Annotated in this window: 12 protein-coding genes and 1 tRNA gene; 3 read left to right on the forward strand and 10 right to left on the reverse strand. The window is 57.8% G+C overall.

Annotated features, from left to right (window positions below; translation table 11 throughout):
• Window positions 1-38: 38 nt before the first annotated feature.
• The 3 genes from ACSQ3H_RS22460 to ACSQ3H_RS22470 are packed head-to-tail and all read right to left on the reverse strand — an operon-like array spanning window position 39 to window position 3200.
• Window positions 39-1136, reverse strand: coding sequence for an ABC transporter substrate-binding protein (locus tag ACSQ3H_RS22460; protein WP_436119086.1), 1098 nt, complete (start codon window positions 1134-1136; stop codon window positions 39-41).
• A complete protein-coding gene (locus tag ACSQ3H_RS22465) occupies window positions 1133-2533 on the reverse strand; it encodes a sensor histidine kinase (protein ID WP_436119087.1) in 1401 nt (466 codons plus the stop codon). The genes ACSQ3H_RS22460 and ACSQ3H_RS22465 overlap by 4 nt, the downstream gene beginning before the upstream one ends.
• The gene (locus ACSQ3H_RS22470) at window positions 2523-3200 is read right to left on the reverse strand and encodes a response regulator transcription factor (protein WP_436119088.1); all 678 of its coding nucleotides are present in this window, start codon (window positions 3198-3200) and stop codon (window positions 2523-2525) included. Before ACSQ3H_RS22470 ends, ACSQ3H_RS22465 begins: the two co-directional genes overlap by 11 nt.
• A gap of 656 nt (window positions 3201-3856) precedes the next feature.
• Between ACSQ3H_RS22470 and ACSQ3H_RS22475 the strand changes: the two genes are divergently transcribed.
• Complete coding sequence (locus ACSQ3H_RS22475) at window positions 3857-4948, forward strand: AbrB family transcriptional regulator (RefSeq protein WP_436119089.1); 1092 nt, start codon at window positions 3857-3859, stop codon at window positions 4946-4948.
• A 12-nt stretch (window positions 4949-4960) separates the two neighbouring features.
• Here ACSQ3H_RS22475 and ACSQ3H_RS22480 read toward each other — a convergent pair.
• A tRNA-His gene (locus ACSQ3H_RS22480) sits at window positions 4961-5037 on the reverse strand.
• A 326-nt stretch (window positions 5038-5363) separates the two neighbouring features.
• On the reverse strand, window positions 5364-5819 hold the full coding sequence (locus tag ACSQ3H_RS22485) for a phasin (protein ID WP_436119090.1): 456 nt from the start codon (window positions 5817-5819) through the stop codon (window positions 5364-5366).
• A gap of 302 nt (window positions 5820-6121) precedes the next feature.
• Here ACSQ3H_RS22485 and ACSQ3H_RS22490 point away from each other — a divergent pair, with 302 nt between their 5' ends.
• Together ACSQ3H_RS22490 and ACSQ3H_RS22495 are read left to right on the forward strand one after the other, a co-directional pair.
• The gene (locus ACSQ3H_RS22490) at window positions 6122-9229 is read left to right on the forward strand and encodes a PAS domain S-box protein (RefSeq protein WP_436119091.1); all 3108 of its coding nucleotides are present in this window, start codon (window positions 6122-6124) and stop codon (window positions 9227-9229) included.
• A 161-nt stretch (window positions 9230-9390) separates the two neighbouring features.
• Window positions 9391-11271 (forward strand): AsmA family protein, encoded by a 1881-nt coding sequence (locus ACSQ3H_RS22495; RefSeq protein ID WP_436119092.1) that lies wholly within the window; start codon window positions 9391-9393, stop codon window positions 11269-11271.
• A gap of 398 nt (window positions 11272-11669) precedes the next feature.
• Here the strand turns inward: ACSQ3H_RS22495 and ACSQ3H_RS22500 are convergent, their stop codons facing one another.
• The 5 genes from ACSQ3H_RS22500 to ACSQ3H_RS22520 form a co-directional block, all read right to left on the reverse strand.
• A complete protein-coding gene (locus ACSQ3H_RS22500) occupies window positions 11670-12488 on the reverse strand; it encodes an ABC transporter permease (protein ID WP_436119093.1) in 819 nt (272 codons plus the stop codon).
• Between the two features lies 1 nt (window position 12489).
• Complete coding sequence (locus ACSQ3H_RS22505) at window positions 12490-13401, reverse strand: ABC transporter permease subunit (RefSeq protein WP_436119094.1); 912 nt, start codon at window positions 13399-13401, stop codon at window positions 12490-12492.
• Between the two features lie 14 nt (window positions 13402-13415).
• Window positions 13416-14561, reverse strand: a complete 1146-nt coding sequence (locus ACSQ3H_RS22510) for an ABC transporter ATP-binding protein (protein ID WP_436119095.1) — start codon at window positions 14559-14561, stop codon at window positions 13416-13418.
• 69 nt (window positions 14562-14630) lie between these two features.
• Window positions 14631-15722, reverse strand: a complete 1092-nt coding sequence (locus ACSQ3H_RS22515; protein WP_436119096.1) for a polyamine ABC transporter substrate-binding protein — start codon at window positions 15720-15722, stop codon at window positions 14631-14633.
• A gap of 177 nt (window positions 15723-15899) precedes the next feature.
• Window positions 15900-16838 (reverse strand): DMT family transporter, encoded by a 939-nt coding sequence (locus ACSQ3H_RS22520; RefSeq protein ID WP_436119097.1) that lies wholly within the window; start codon window positions 16836-16838, stop codon window positions 15900-15902.
• Window positions 16839-16925: the final 87 nt, after the last annotated feature.

The following is a 16925-nucleotide window of genomic DNA, read 5'->3' on the forward strand; positions in this document are numbered from 1 at the left end:
CGCCGGAAACGCATCAGGGCCATTCAAAGGTGGATCTGCTATTCCCGCGTCCAAGCCGGACTGTTCAGTTCAATCAGGGATTGTGACCAATCCTCGATGAAACGCTGGCGTTGCGCCCTGTCTTGAACAGCAAGCAAAGCCGGGCCGATGCGGATCGGCTGGGCGACTCCGGACTCTTTCAAATTTTGCGGACCATCGACACCGGGCGGCAGTTCACCACTTTCAGTGAAATAGAAACCATTGGTTCGCGCCACGGATTGGCCTCGCTCTGACAGGAGATAATCGAGAAACCGTGCACCGAGATCTGCTCGCTCTGCACCTTTCGGGATAAGCGCACCACGGCTCAGGACCAGCGTATAATCACGTGGTACCACGACGCGCAATTCCGGGTAACGCAGCGCTGCATCATAGGCATAGGAGCCGAGCATGTTGTAGCCAATGTAGAGATTTCCTTTGGCGATCTCTTCCAGGATTTCGCCGGTGCAGCAGCGGGCGACGGCGGAGGCACGCGCCATGCTTTCAAGCAGGCGACCGAAGACGGTTGTGGTTTGCCGCGCGTCATTGAAGGCGAGAAGATAACCGATGCCGGACAGGCGGATATCGTAGGTGCCGACCCGTCCGCGATAATAGTCGAGCCGTTCGCGCAGAAGGTCGGCGAGTTCGACATGGGTGCGCGGCACCTCCGCCGGCGGGACCTTGCTCGCGTTATAGACGAAAACCGCCGGCTCATAGGTGAAGCCGAAGACCTCGTCGCGCCAATTCGCCCATTCGGCAACGCGAAGAGTTTCCGGCGATGTATGCGCTGCGGCGCAGCCATCATTGGCGAGCTTGAGCAGTTGGTCGACCGATGACGACAGGAGAAGATCGCCAAGCGGCTCCTGCTTGCGGCAAGCCTCACTGGCCATGGCATTCAGTTCGTTGGTCAGATATTCGATATAGTCGATCGACACATCGGGCGACGATTTCTGAAAATCCTCGATCAGTGGTTTCATCGCCGCCAGATCCGTTGTCGAATAAATCGTCAGCTTGCCGGATGCGGTCTGAAGTGCAGGAAACTGCGTTCTGTTGTCCCCGGCAGCAAAAGCTTGTGTGGCGGTCAAACCAGCCATCAAGAGTGCGAAACAGATCCGGATCATTTCACCTCTCCCTGAAACAGCGGCAAGGTCAAAACAACCGTGAAACCCCTTTCATCGCGGGCGCGGAAGCTCAACGTGCCACCATGAGCGCTCGCTACTTCTTGCGCGATGGCGAAGCCGAGTCCTGAACTGCCTTCGTGCGATTTCGACGTGGCGAAGCGCTGCGTTGCCTTCTCCCAGCTTTCCGGCGGAATACCAGGGCCATCATCCTCGACCTCGACAAAGCCTTGCGTATCGGTGGCGCGAACCCTTACCTCCAGCCGCTGGTCTGTCCCATGCCGCAAGGCATTGTCGATCACATTGACGATGGCCTCACGCAGGCTGACTGCATCGCCGAGAACGAAAGGCCGGTCGTCCGGCGCCTCGAACGAAATGACAATATCGGGATCGACGGTAATGGGAATAGCGGCCCGATATGCTCGCCGCGCCACATCGACCAGACTGATTGGCTCGAGTTGAACAGAATCAGCGCGATGGATCACCATCGCATGGCTGAGCAACTGATTGGTCAGCCGCGCAAGTTCGCTGGTCCTTTCCTTCACGCGATTAAAATGCTGGCGGCCGGCCTTGTCGAGCTTGTCGGTGCCGAGCAGGTCGATCTGCGCCGTCAGCGCCGTGAGTGGTGTGCGTATCTGATGTGCAGCATCGGCGATGAAGCGCTGCAGCAACTCAACCCGTTCGTTGAGCCTTCCCATGAAATGATTGATCGAGCCCACGAAGGGATCGAGCTCACGCGGTACGTCGACGGTAACGGGGGTCAGATCATGCGGATCGCGACGGCGAACGGCCGTCCCCAGCCGTTCAACCGGCTGCAGCGCATAGCGGATCGCCAGCATGGCACCGACGAAGGCAAGCAGGCTCATGATGAAAACGAGAACCGTCGCGCGCAAAGTCAGCTCACGGGTCAGCGCCAATCGCGCCTCGTTCGTCTGCGCTACGATGACATAGGCGTGGCCTGAAACCGCGGGATCAGCGAGAACGCGTGTCGCGCGGGCGATACGCACGGGTTCCCCCTTGTAGACGCCCTCCTCCGCGCTCAACACGTTGCGAGCACTATCCAAGGGCGTCGGCGTTTGCAGATCGTCATAGCCTGTCAGAGTCTTGCCGTGCGTATCGATGACGCGATAGAAAATCCGGTCGCGTTCGGCTAGGCCGAGCAATTCGAAGGCCGAGGTGGGCAGGCGTGCTGTCAGCGTCCCATCCTCGACCGAAAGACTTTCCGCCATCTGCAACGCTGCGCCAACAAGCAAGCGATCATAGGCCTTGTTGGCGGCCGTCTCGGCATAGTACCACGCGGCAGTGACGAGTAACGCAGCCCCGATGAAGAGCACAACCGAAATGCGCCGGGCAAGACGCGCGAAGAGCGAGGGTTGGTTCCTTATGGTCTCAGGGCGCATCGCCGGATACCAGTTGATAGCCGAGGCCGCGCACGGTGACGATGTGTGCCTTTGCCCCCTCAAGCTTCTTGCGCAAACGCCCTATATAGAGCTCGATAGCATTGGCGTTGGCCGCTTCGTCGAAACCGAAAATCTGGTCGAGCAATTCATCCTTGCTGAAGACGCGGCCGGGGCGTGCGACAAGAACTTCGAGCAAGGTCAGTTCGCGCCGCTTCAACTGCACTTCGCGCTTGCCGACATGTACGGATCGCGCCGCGCGATCGACGGCAATGTCTCCGCATTTGATCAGGTTGGTTGCCTCGCCGCCGGTGTGGCGACGCATCAGGACGCGCGCCCGCGCCTCCAATTCACGGAAGTCAAACGGTTTTACAAGATAGTCGTCGGCCCCGAGATCAAGCGCTCCAACCCGGTCATCGATTTCCGAACGTGCAGTCAAGATAAGGACCGGAACCGCGTTACCGGCCTTGCGGATGCGTTTGAGGATTTCAAAACCATCCATGCCCGGCAGCATGACATCGAGAATGATCAGCGCGTATTCGGTGAAATCGATGATTTCGGCTGCGTCACGGCCGTTGGTTTCCCAATCGACGGCATGGCCAGTCGCCTCAAAACGTTTGGCAATGGCTTCCCCCACATCGTGCGTGTCTTCTACGAGCAATATACGCATGGCGCTTCATTGGCATGAAACATCAAAGCCCGCAAATAGTAAGAAAGTCCGACCAGCGCCAGTCACGCACACAACCACGCAACCGATTGTTTGCAAAGCGTTTCAACCCGGCGTTCGTTGCCTTGGCTCATGAAGCAAGCGATGAATCGACGTGAATTCAGTTTGGAGGCAGAAGCAGTCTGCACCGAGCCAGCCGGTGCATCGAAGTGGATTGGCCACTTCGACCGCGGCAACGGCCTTGCTTCCAACTTGGAGGTAAAGCGATGTGGTTCAAACCATGTAGCGTTACCCTCGTCATAAAAAGAACCCGGACCAGCTGGCAAGTTGTGCTCCGGGTTCATTTTATGAAATGAGGAATGGGGGCGGACGAAAGTTCGTCCCCGCTCCAAGTTCAACATAGCAGTTCTGGGAATTTTTCCAAGAATCAAATGCTCTGACAGGGGTGGACGGCGCGCAATAGAAGATTATCCTGCGGCCAACTTTGTTTGAGGCTGGCGGGACATACGGGCGATGATAGTAAGTGATGCTTTTCCAAATGGCTTCCACGAAGCCGAAAAGCTCCGCTCATGTATACCGCTTCGACAACATCCTCTCGAATATTATACGCGGTGCCTCTGCCGACTCTCCAACGGTTCCCGATGATTGTTCCGAAGTGGATGAGCCGATACCTGGGTGGGGGACTGAGCGGTCGCGCCATGGGTCTGCAATGGGCAATTCTGCTCGTGTTGTCGGTCCTGTTCTTCTTGCTTCTGCAGGCCACGCATCTGCCGGCGGCGCTCCTGCTCGGGCCGATGGCTGCGGCGATCGCCGTGGCTGCAGCGGGCGGTACGGTTCGCATGCCAGTGCGCCCTTTCGTTCTCGCTCAAGGGGTAATTGGCTGCCTGATCGCACATAGTATCCAGCCCGCAGCGCTCAGTGAGATGCTGCGCGACTGGCCGCTTTTCCTGGTGGTCATTGGCTCCGTTCTTGTGGCAAGCAACACACTCGGCTGGCTGCTGACACGCTGGCAGGTACTGCCGGGCACAACCGCTCTTTGGGGCTCGTCTCCGGGCGCAGCTTCGGCGATGACGCTGATGGCCGAGGCTTTTGGCGCCGACATTCGACTGGTTGCTTTCATGCAATATCTGCGCGTGGTCTTCGTAGCAGTCGTGGCCTCTGCTGTCTCCAGAATATGGGCCACCGGCCCAACTGCTTCGGTTCCCGAAATCGTCTGGTTCCCGCCGATCCCGTGGATCGGTTTCGCGCAGACGTTGATACTCATCGGGCTTGGCAGTTTGCTCGCAGTCCGGCTGCGCATTCCCGCCGGGCCGCTTCTGGCGCCGCTTGTCGTAGGTGTCATCCTGCAGAATACGGGTATGATGGAAATTGTATTGCCGCCATGGTTTCTGGCAGCAAGTTACGCGGTTGTCGGCTGGAATATCGGCTCGCGCTTCACCCGGCCAATTCTTGTTCACGCGGCGCGCGCATTGCCCCGCGTCGTTGCCTCGATCCTGACCTTGATCGCGATTTGCGGGGGAATTGCCGCTATCCTCGTGGTGGCGGCCGATATCGATCCGCTGACGGCCTATCTGGCGACCAGCCCTGGCGGTGCAGACTCCGTGGCAATCATCGCAGCGTCGAGCGACGTGAACCTGCCATTTGTGATGGCGATGCAAACGTCGCGTTTCATCATAGTGCTTTTGACGGGTCCTGCCATTGCCCGCTTCATTGCGAAACGAACAGGTCTTTCAGGACCGACTGGAATTTGAAGGGCTTATTGATGGTACGGACGGGTGGGCTCGAACCACCGACCTCAGGAGCCACAATCCTGCGCTCTAACCAACTGAGCTACGACCGCATACCGTCATATTTTTGACAGGCGTCACATACGAAGGATTGATGCTTTTTGCAAGTGTTCGATGCAACAAAGACAGATGCAAATGGAAAAAAGAAAAAGGCCGGGGGAGGATCCGGCCTTTTTCCATTAATGCAAGACCAGGCGGAGAAGCCTTTAAGCCTTGCGTCTCCGACGGCCAAGAGGGGGAGGAGTGCCGTCAGAGTATTCTTTCGTCCGGAGCCTTACTGCGCCGCGCGTCCACTAGACGCGCAAAGGACGCAGTAACATTTTGAATGGCGCATAATCCTTTCCAAAAATCAAAGGCGATTTTCGGGGGTTATGCGCTATCAGGCGACCTTGACGTCCTTGATTGCCTTCTCGACAGCCGACTTGACCGGTGCGGAGATTTCTTCGACAGCCTTGGAAGCAACAGCCTGGAATTCCTTGGCCTGACCGGAGATGGCTTCAGCCTGCTTGCGAACGAATGCACTCTGCAGTTCGATCACTTCGCCAAAGGACTTCACGCCGATCAGCGCTTCGATATGAGCGAAGCTGGCTTCGGTGTTGGCGCGGAGCGCAGCCAAAGCCTTCAGCGAAAGAGCGGCGCCATTCGACTGAGCAGTTTCGAAAGTTGTCTCGAGGGTCTTCTGGGCAGCTTCGGCCTGATCCTTGATCTTGGCATAGGCTTCCTTGGACTGAGCCACACCCTTTTCGGTGAATTCGCGAACCTGGTCGGTTACAGCGGTTGCATCGAAAGCGGGGATCGAGAACGCATCGGCAGTCTGTTTGGTGGTCTTGCTCATAATAGGCTCCTTCCTTTGTGCAGATGGTCTTTTGCCTCTGCAGCTGATTTGATGAAGCGTATATATATTCATTTTTTGTGCGTTGCAACATTTATTTTGCAGTGCACAATCAGATGCCTATCGCTAAATCGAAATTATTATGTGGACGGTTGTATTGCGGCAAGGGAAGTTAACTAAACCAAGAGAAAGACATGTAAGATAAGGGGCTGCGAGTGGACGAGTGACGGCTGGATCATTATTAACAAAGTCTTAAGAACATCGCGAGGATGCGACTGTTCGGATCGGAGCATGCTGGTCAACATATGGCGTCTGGAACCTATCCATTCATCGACATTGCCGTCCTCGACGAGATTCGCGAGCGTTTTGCCAATGGCGATGCGCTTGTCGTCATTTCGCCGGATCTGCAGAATGTCATCTGGGCCAATGGTCAGGGTGCGTCGATGCTTGGCTATGGTTCGATCGACGAAATTCTCGGTGGCGGCGCAGTGCTCGGCATACAGGCACAGCGTCAGCTGATGGCGCTGGACGGCTTTCCCGCTATCGGGCATGGACGCACCGTTTCGCTGCGCGTCGCCTTTGGGCTTTCCAGCCGCATCCTGACATTCCAGGCGAGCGATCTCGCATTGCCACGCGGCGAGGAGGCCATTCTACTCTCCATTGCCAACAGCGACTTGGGCGCAAGCTCCGAGAAACAGATTGCAGCATTGGCAATCAAGGGCTTTGGCGACCAGGCGACCCACGCGGCGATGATCGACGCCAGTGGCGCAGTGATTGCCGCATCGCAGCAGTTCGGCAGGCTTGAATTCAACGACAAGATCCTCGGCGATCTCGTGCGCGAAGTGCGGCTTGAGCGCAACCGTCTCGTCAAGCGACCGGTGCGGACAGCGAAGGGCGCCGTACCCACCGGCATTGCGAGACTGACGGACAGCCCCGCCCTCCATCTGCTGTTTGCGATCGAGCCGGAAGTTGCAGACGAGCAGGCAAAGGAGATTGTAGCGGTTGACGACGTGCCGCCCGAACTTGCAGTTGTGCCTGAAGCGCCAATTGCCGATGAGCAGGTGGACGATGCTGCGGCCAGGACTGAGGACGAACCTCAGGCTTCGCTCGCATTCGCTCCGTCGCTCGAAGCCACGGGTTCGACCACGGAAAAATCGGGCACATTTCAATATGTACCGTCCGAGGCGCCGGTGCGCTTTGTCTGGAAGGTCGACGCGCTGGCAAATTTCAGCGAGATTTCACCGGAGTTCGCCGCAGCTGTCGGACCGCAATCCGCGTCGATCATCGGCAGACCTTTCCGTGAGGTGGCGGCGAGCCGTGGCCTCGACGACAATGAGGAAATTGCCGAGCTTCTCGAGCGGCGCGACACATGGTCGGGACGAACGGTGCTCTGGCCCATCGAAGGCACCGACCTGCGCGTACCGATCGAGCTCGCTGCGCTGCCGATCTATTCGCGTGACCGGGCATTCCTCGGTTTCCGGGGCTTTGGCGTTGCCCGCATGGGCGATGTCACCGTCGATCCAAAAGCCGCCGGCAAAACATTGAACGACAATCCGGCTGTCGACGTGCCGACGGCGGATGCCGTTGCAGACGTCTTCAACGGGGAAAAGCCCGTGCTGGAAATCACGCCCGATACAACAGACAACATCATTCCGCTCAAGACACAACGCCCCTTACGCGATGACGGACGGCTGAACGATGCTGAACGCAATGCATTTCGCGAGATTGCCGAAAGGCTGCGCCGCGAAGTGCTGGGGGATAGTCCGAAAAGCAATAGTGACGCAGAACCTGCACCTGCTGCAATGCTGCCTTCAGAAGTGAAAGCCAAGGTTCCGGACGCTGAAGTGGTCGGTCCGGGCTTCGCTGTTGCGGATAGCAAGGATGAGCCCACGCAGCCCGAGGATTTCGCGACAAACATTCGCGAACAGGCACGGCAGGGTGTGGATACATCCATTCTTGCCGCCCTGCCCTTGCCGGTGCTGGTCCATCGCCACGGCCAGATACTTTATGCGAATCCGGCGTTGCTCGACGCGATATTGTATGACTCGGCCAACGCCATCAACGATGCGGGCGGCTTGAGTATCCTCTTCGCCGATGAAGCTGACGATAGCGGCGATGACGACGAAGCCGGCATGAACCTGCGCCGCAGCGATGGCTCGATGACGCGGGTGCAGGCGCATCTGCAGGCGGTCCGCTGGGACGAAGGTAGCGAGAATGGCGAGCGCGCACTGCTGCTTGCTTTGTCGCCGCAGGCCCAGACTGCCAACCATTTCGACGAGAGCGAAAGACAGCTTCTGCAGACGCGCGTTGACGAGCTCAATGCTATTCTCGATACGGCTACGGACGGCGTCATCCTGCTGGATTCCGCCGGCGCGATCCGCTCTGTCAATCACTCGGCCGCTGCCCTGTTCGGCTACGAGCCAGAGGAATTGACTGGCAAAGCCTTCTCCATGCTTTTCGCCATCGAAAGCCAACGCGCGGCAATGGATTATCTGAACAGTCTTTCCGATAATGGGGTCGCCAGCCTGCTCAATGACGGGCGCGAGGTAATCGGCCGCGAAAGCCAGGGACGCTTCATTCCCCTGTTCATGACGATCGGCAAGCTCGACGCCTCCAAGGGCTATTGCGTCGTCCTGCGCGACATCACCCATTGGAAACGTGCCGAAGAAGAGCTGCTCAGCGCCAAGCGCGAGGCCGAGCGCACATCGAGCCAGAAAAGCGAATTCCTGGCGCGCATCAGCCATGAGATCCGCACACCGCTCAATGCCATTATCGGCTTTTCCGAACTAATGGCAGACGAGAAATTCGGTCCTATCGGCAGCGAACGCTACCGCGACTATCTCAACGATATCAGCCGTTCCGGCAATCACGTGCTGTCGCTCGTCAACGATCTTCTCGATATTTCGAAGATCGAGGCCGGAGCGGTCGAGATGGATTTCGAAGCTGTATCGCTCAATGATGCACTGACGGAAGCCGTCGCCATCATGCAGCCGCAGGCCAATCGTGAGCGCGTCATTATCCGCTCGAGCCTGACTTCACGCCTGCCTGACATCGTCGCCGATCATCGCTCGATTACCCAGATCGCGCTGAACCTTCTGTCCAATGCCATCAGGTTCACGGGACCCGGCGGACAGGTTATTGTTTCCACGAGTTATGAGCCGAGCGGCGATGTGCTGCTGCGCGTGCGCGACACGGGAATCGGCATGACACGGCAGGAGGTCGAACAGGCCCTGCGGCCATACAAGCAGATCACCACGCCGAAGCATGCACGCAGCGACGGCACTGGCCTTGGCCTACCGCTAACCAAGGCGATGGCCGAAGCCAATCGCGCCAACTTCACGATCGACTCCAATCCCGGTCGCGGAACCATGGTCGAGATAACCTTCCCTTCGACACGCGTTCTGGCCGAATAGGCGGCCAATTCGCAAACGGGATGCAATGCGCCATTTCCAACAAATTGATCGCAAAAAGTCTATACCGGCTTGAATTGCCACGCATGATCGCTAAACCGTGGATGGCAATGCAGAAAACCTTCCGGCCGTGCAACTGGAAGGACTGAATATCGGAAACGCTCATGTCCTGGTACAGGCCAAGGAACCTTCTCGCAACGATCTTGATGTTGGCTCTCGTTGCCGGGGGAATCCTTGTCACCCTGCCCTATCTCGTCAGTACGGATCTGATCCGGGCCAGGCTCATTCAAGAAATCAGCAACTGGACAGGATATAGCGTAGAGTCGCGTCAATCGCCGCAGATTTCCTTCTTTCCCCTATTCGCCGCCTCGCTGGGCGATGTCACCATCCGCAATCCCTGGCAGAGTGAGGGTGCGCCGTTCATGCAGGCGGAGCGCATCGAAGTTGATCTGTCCCTTCTCTCTGCGCTGATGGGAAATATCGAATTCACCGAAACCAAGATCGTGCGCCCAAGATTTGTCATCGACGAGCCGATCAAAAGCCTGTCGGAAATCGGCGAGGCGCTTGCCAAGAGCGACGGCCGGATCGGCGATGTCGTGCGGGAGGCGCGGGCCGCCGTTGAAGCCAATCCAGCCAAGCCGGATATGAGCACCGTGTCATCGCAACCATTCGGACGTGTAAGGCTCGAAGACGCGATGGTCACCTTCAAGCGGCCAATCAATGGCGCCGAGGAACAGGTCTCGAGTATCAGCGGCGTTTTCGACTGGCCGCAGACTTCGGGCGTTGCCAGTTTCCAGGGCAAGGCCATCTGGCACGGCGAAGAGACGGAGATCGACAGTTCGGCCACACGGGCTTTGTTGCTTCTGGCTGGCGGCACCAGCCCTCTCCAGGTCAATCTCAGCTCGACGCCCCTGACACTCTCGTTCAACGGATCGGCCAATATCTCCAAGGACCAGTTCTTCGAAGGCACGCTTTCGCTGACTTCGCCTTCCCTGCGCCGCACGCTCGAATGGTCGAGAATGGCGACCATTCCGGGCGCGCCGATCGGCAGCTTCGCACTGGATGCTTCCGTATCCGGTTCTGCCACGCGGATGAAGCTGGATGGGCTGACGGCAACATTGAACGACAACCCGGCAAAGGGCGTTATCGAGGTCGTGCTGGATCAGGGGACGCCGAGCGTCACCGGTACGCTGGCCTTCGAAACGCTCGACATTCATTCGGTGTTCTCGGGTTTCATGCCCTTGCCGGATAGTTCAACGGATTCCGATGCGGTTATCGACAGTGGTTTTCTGAAGCAGCTCAATCTTGACCTGCGCGTTTCCACACAGAAAGCGACCATCGGGACGATCAATCTCTCGAAGGTCGCGGCGACGGCACAAATCCGTAATGGACGTGCCATGTTCGATATCGGCGAGGCCTCGGCGTTCGATGGTTCGGTTGCCGCCAGCTTCCAGCTTGCGGATGAAGGGGATGGTGCAACAACCGGTGAATTGCGCCTCAACGGCACCGATGTGAACAGCGCTTCGATTGCCTCCCTGCTGGGTTTTGGTACTCGCTTCCAACTCGGCAAAGGAACAGTGTCACTTGTCTTGAAGGGTCCGATATCGCGCTGGTCAACTGCGCTCGGCAACGCCAAGGGAACGCTGTCAATGCGCTTCGGCAGCGGCCAGATCCGCAGTCTGGATTTCAACAGCCTCCTGAGCAAAGCCAAGACGGATCGTTTCTTCAGTCTCAACGAGAAGACCGATGCCTGGTTGGCCTTCGATAAATTCGAGCTCAAGGCAAACATCATGGATGGCGTCGCGGCGCTGGAGACGGCGCAAATCCAGAACAAGTCAGGCACGCTCAGTTTTGCCGGTATCGTGACGCTGATCGGCAAAAGTCTTGCGCTCACTGGTGATTTTGCGGCCCGAGTTCCCTCTCCGGCACCGGCGGCAGGCGCTGCACCGGACGCACCCAAGCCGGAGCCGACGGTCAATCACACACGCTTTTTCATAGGCGGTTCCTGGGACAACCCGTTTATCTCGCCGATCATTTCCCAATAGGAAGAAAGTCGGCGGGCACAACTCTTGGAAACTCGCGGGAACATGCTATGTTATCTTGGAGCAGAGGATGAGCTTTCGCCCACCCTCCGTTCCTTATCTTGTGAATTGAACCCGGAGGACAACTTGCCAGCTGTTCCGGGTTCTTTTCACGATAAGGGTGATGTTCAGCGGTCTAAACCACATCACGTCACCTCCAAGGTTGATGGCAAGGCTCTTGCCGCAGTCGAGGGAGCCTGTCTTCCCCGATACACCGCTGGCCCGGTGTTGCTGCTTCGCCATCAAACCAAAGCGCGCCTAGCAGCGCCATTTCTCATCTATTGCTTGGTTTGAAGCGGGCAACAACGAACGCAGAGTTGCATCTGGACGATGATTAGAGTCTGTGGAGTTGTCCCGAGTTGTCAGTTCCGGGCGGCTGCCTGTTCGTCGCGCGCCTTTTGAACTTCGCGGCGCTTGTTGGCGATAGACGCAATGATCACTCCGACCGCAACCACTGCGATGAGGATGGTGCAGGCGGCATTGATTTCAGGTGTCACCCCAAGCCGAACTTGCGAATAAATACGCATCGGCAAGGTCGTTGCCCCGGGACCAGAGGTGAAGCTCGAAATCACCAGATCGTCGATCGAAAGGGTAAGGGCCAGCATCCAGCCGGAAACGACGGCCGGCAGGATGACCGGCAGTGTCACCTTGAAGAACGTGGTAACCGGCGTTGCACCCAGATCCATAGCCGCCTCCTCCAGAGAGCGGTCGAACGTCACCAATCGCGATTGAACGACAACGGCGACGAAGCACATGGAGAAGGTGATGTGCGCGAGGATCATCGTCCACAGACCGCGGTCGAAGCCAATGGCCACGAACAGGAGCAGCATCGATAGCCCGGTGATGACTTCCGGCATGACCAGCGGCGCATAGATCATTGCCGAGAACAGCAGGCGTCCGCGAAAGCGCGTATAGCGGGTCATCGCCAAGGCGCCGAGCGTTCCGAGGATTGTCGCAACGGTGGCCGAGACGAGGCCGACGCGGATCGTCACCCAAGCGGCATCGATGAAGCTTTGGTTGTTGAACAGCGATACATACCATTTGGTCGAAAAGCCGGCCCAGACGGTGACAAGGCGGGACTCATTGAACGAGTAAACGACCAAAAGGACGATCGGCAAATAGAGGAAGGCGAAGCCGAGAACAAGCGAGGCGATGTTGAAGCGAGACCAGGTTGTGTTCATCTTATTTCTCGCTTTCCTGTGCCCGCGCTTCAGCCCGCTGGAACAGCACGATCGGCACGACCAGCAGCAACAGCAGCACGACAGCGACGGCCGATGAAACCGGCCAGTCGCGGTTGGAGAAGAACTCGTTCCACAGCGTCTTGCCGATCATCAGGGTTTGCGACCCGCCAAGCAGATCCGGAATGACGAATTCACCAACTGCCGGAATGAACACCAGGAAACACCCGGCGATGACGCCCGGCATTGACAGACGAAAGGTGATTTTCCAGAAGGCGAGTATGGGCGGGCAGCCCAGGTCCTCGGCCGCTTCGACCAGCGAATAGTCCATCTTTTCCAGAGCCGAGTAAATCGGCAGCACCAGGAACGGCAAGTAGGAATAGACGATACCGATAAAGACCGCCGTATTGGTGTTGAGGATGTTGAGCGGCGTGTCGATCACATGGGCCCACAGCAGGAACTGGTTGAGCAGGCCTTCAGGCTTCAGAATGCCGATCCAGGCATAGACGCGGATCAGAAAGCTGGTCCAGAACGGCAGGATCACCAGCATCAGCAGCGTCGGCCGCACCGTCGCTGGAGCGCGCGCCATGCCATAGGCGATGGGATAACCGACAATGAGTGTCAGAACGGTCGAAACAGCGGCGATGAACAGGCTGGAAAGATAGGCCTTATAATAAAGCGGGTCCTCGAGGAGCCAAATATAGTTGTCCCACGAGAACTGGGCGAAGCTTTCCCTGACGGCTTGCCAGCCCGCCGACAGATTAAAGGCGGGTGTATAGGGCGGGATCGCCATGGCGACTTCCGACAAAGAAATCTTGAAGACGATGACGAAGGGAATGAGGAAGAAGATCAGCAGCCATAGATAGGGAACGGTGATTACCAGGCGGCTTGCAACGGACGATATCAATTTCTGCATGACATCGCCCTTCTTCACGCGGTTAACACGATACCGGCGTCGGTATCGAAATCGATCCAGACATTATCGTCATAACCGAGCGGATCCTCGACCGTACGCACCGCGTTAAGGCTCGCCGCCTTGATGATCCTGCCGCTCGCGAGCTTCACATGGAAAACCGTCATGTCGCCGAAATAAGCGATATCCCACATTTCGCCATAGGCGGCATTGATCGATGGATCGGCGGGCGCATTGCGGCTGAGCCGGATTTTCTCCGGCCTGATGGCAAAGCCGACCGGCTGACCTACGGTGCAGCTTTTCAACGCGTCGGTACGGATCGTCAGGTTTTCAGGTGCGACAGCAATGTCGATCTTGCCATTGGCCACCGCAGCGGCCGTGCCTTCGAACATGTTCACATTGCCGATGAAGTCGGCGACAAATTTGGAATTTGGCGCCTCATACACTTCCGCAGGCGTTGCCACCTGCATGACCTTGCCCTTGTCCATGACGGCGATGCGGTCGGCCATGGTCATCGCCTCTTCCTGATCGTGGGTGACCACCACGAATGTCAGGCCGAGCTTCATCTGCAGGTCCATGAGTTCGAACTGCGTTTCTTCACGCAGTTTCTTGTCGAGCGCGCCGAGCGGCTCATCCAGCAGCAAAACTTTCGGCCGTTTCGCAACGCAACGTGCAAGCGCCACGCGCTGGCGCTGGCCGCCGGAGAGCTGATGCGGCTTACGCTTGGCGAATTGCTCGAGCTTGACCAGCTTGAGCATTTCGGCAACGCGCGCTTCGATATCCCCCTTGGCCATGCGCTCCTGCTTCAGGCCGAAAGCGATATTGTCTTCAACGGTCATATGCGGAAACAGCGCGTAGGACTGGAACATCATGTTGACCGGGCGCTTGTAGGGCGGAATACCGCGCATATCCTGGCCATCGATGAGAATGCGTCCGGCGGTTGGCTCTTCGAAGCCCGCGAGCATGCGCAGGAGGGTCGACTTGCCGCATCCCGAAGCACCGAGCAGCGCGAAGAATTCGCGGTTGTAGATATTCAGGGACAAATCGTTGACTGCAGCGAAATTGCCGAACTTCTTGGTGACGCTCTCGATCGCTATAAAAGGCTTCGCTGAAGGATCGTTCCAAGGTGCGAACTTGCGGCGAAAACTCCCCAATGATTTCATGATTTTCCCCGGTATTTCTATTTATTACGTGAAAAACCCCGGCATTGGCTGCCGGGGTTTTTTTAGGATTTACTGGCCTGTGACCACTTTTGTCCACAGCCGCGTCACCACACGCTGCGTTTTCGTGTCGTACGGTGTGACTGTGAAGAGCTTGGCCAGCACCTCCGGTGTCGGATAGACGGCCGGATTTTCAAGGATTGCCTTGTCGATCGAAGCCTGCGAAGCCTTGTTACCATTGGCATAGGAAACGAAGTTCGTCGCTTTGGCGGCAACTTCCGGCTTCAACATGTAGTTGATGAATTCATGTGCTTCCGCTACGTGCGGCGCATCGGCCGGGATAGCCATGACATCGAACCACATCTGCGCGCCCTGCGCCGGAATGGCGTAGTCGATATTTACGCCAGCCTTCGCCTCTTCGGCACGCCCTTTGGCCTGGAGGATATCACCCGAATAGCCGAGCGCCAGGCAAATATCACCGTTGGCGAGCGCATTGATATATTCCGAGGAGTGGAACTTGCGCACGTAGGGGCGGATCGATTCCAGCAACGCGCCGGCCTTGGCCAGTTCGTCCGGATCCTTGCTGTCGGGATTGAGACCGAGATACGCCAGTGCGGAAGGCATGACATCGGAAGCGGAATCGAGGATATGGATCCCGCAATCCTTGAACTTCGCCGCCATTTCCGGCTTGAACAGCACATCCCAGGTCGGCTTTTCATCCGAACCGGTGATTTCCTTCATCTTGTCGACATTGTAGCCAAGGCCAGTGGTTCCCCACATATAGTCCACGGCATATTGATTGCCGGGGTCGTAGGTGTCGATCCGCTGGTTGATCACATCCCAGGTATTGGAAAGGTTCGGCAGCTTGGACTTGTCGAGCTTCTGGAACACGCCCGCTGCGATCTGACGCTGCAGGAAAGATGCGGTCGGTACCACAACATCATAGCCGGTACCGCCGGCGAGAAGCTTGGTTTCAAGAATCTCGTTGGAGTCGAAGGTATCGTAGACGACCTTGATGCCGGTCTCCTTGGTGAAATCCTCCAGGATCGCCGGATCGATATAATCCGACCAGTTATAGATATTGACGACGCGATCCGCCGCGCCTGCGGAACTGACAATTCCGAGCGCGAGCGTGGCTGTCAACAGAGCAGTCTTTATACCCATTTATATCTCCATGATGCCGGCACGAACACTTTCGATTGTGCCGAGGTTCCCGTGATTGGCCCTACCTTTTTAGATTGCGAGGGCTTCGTCAACTGGCTTCAAGCAACACCCTCGTTGAAAATTGCGCAAGTGCGAAATTTTCTGATGCAGCGCGGTTGCTGTGCTGGAGGATGGCAACTAACGGGCGACCGCCACGCGCCGCTGGCGTCTGGATTCCCAGCCGAGATGCATGAGCAGGGCGAAGAGGATGATGGCGCCGCCGATGATCGTGCGCGGAGCCGGCACCTCATCGTGCAGGAGCCATACCCAGACCGGTCCGAGCACCGGCTCTAGCGTGCCGATCAGCGCGGCGAGCGCCGAAGGGATGAGCCGGGCGCCGCTGACGAACAGTGCGAGGCCAAGCCCGAGATTGACCGCGCCAAGCGCAAAGAGCAGGCCGAAATCGCGCGTGCTGGCGGCGAACTGGCCCGTCATCAGCGAAGCGACGCAGGCGGCGATGACCACGCCGAGGAAAACCGCTGGTGTCATGCGCAGATGCGCCTTGCGGCGGGTGATGACGGTGGCGATGGCAAAAGAGATCGCGATCAACAGCGCCAGCATATCGCCGATGGGCGAGACTTCGCCGTCAAGTGAATCCGAAACCATGATGGCGACGCCCGCGATAACCACGGCGATGGCGATCCATGTCGCAGAACTGATGCGTTCGCGGAACAATATCCACGAGATCAAGGCGGCGAATAGCGGGACGCCAGCCTGAAGCAGGAGCACATTGGCGACCGTCGTATAGGACAGTGCGATGATGAAGCAGGATGAGGCGATGGCGAAGCAGATAGCGACACCGAGCCCTGCAAGCCCCATATGCTGGAACAGCCGCCATGTGCCGCGCGGACCGTCACGCACCAGCATGAAGCACAACAGAAACAGCGCTGCGAAGACCGAGCGCCAGAAGACGATTGTCCAGTTGTCATTGGCTTCGACAAAGCGCGTCAGCGCGCCGCCGGTGCTCCAGGCGATGGCGGCGCCCGCCACCAGCAGGCAGCCGATTGCCGCCTCCGAAGAGGTCTTGGCAGGGTCAGGCCCGGCGACGGGCGGTAGCGGCACGGCGGAAATACTCATGCGCACACAATGCCAAGCTTGCGGCGGAGGTTGAGTCTGGAAAGCGACCGTTCATTGTCGGTTTAGCGGCACCGACGAATGCTGGCG

Source organism: Phyllobacterium sp. LjRoot231 (assembly GCF_964253365.1).
GTDB lineage: Bacteria > Pseudomonadota > Alphaproteobacteria > Rhizobiales > Rhizobiaceae > Phyllobacterium.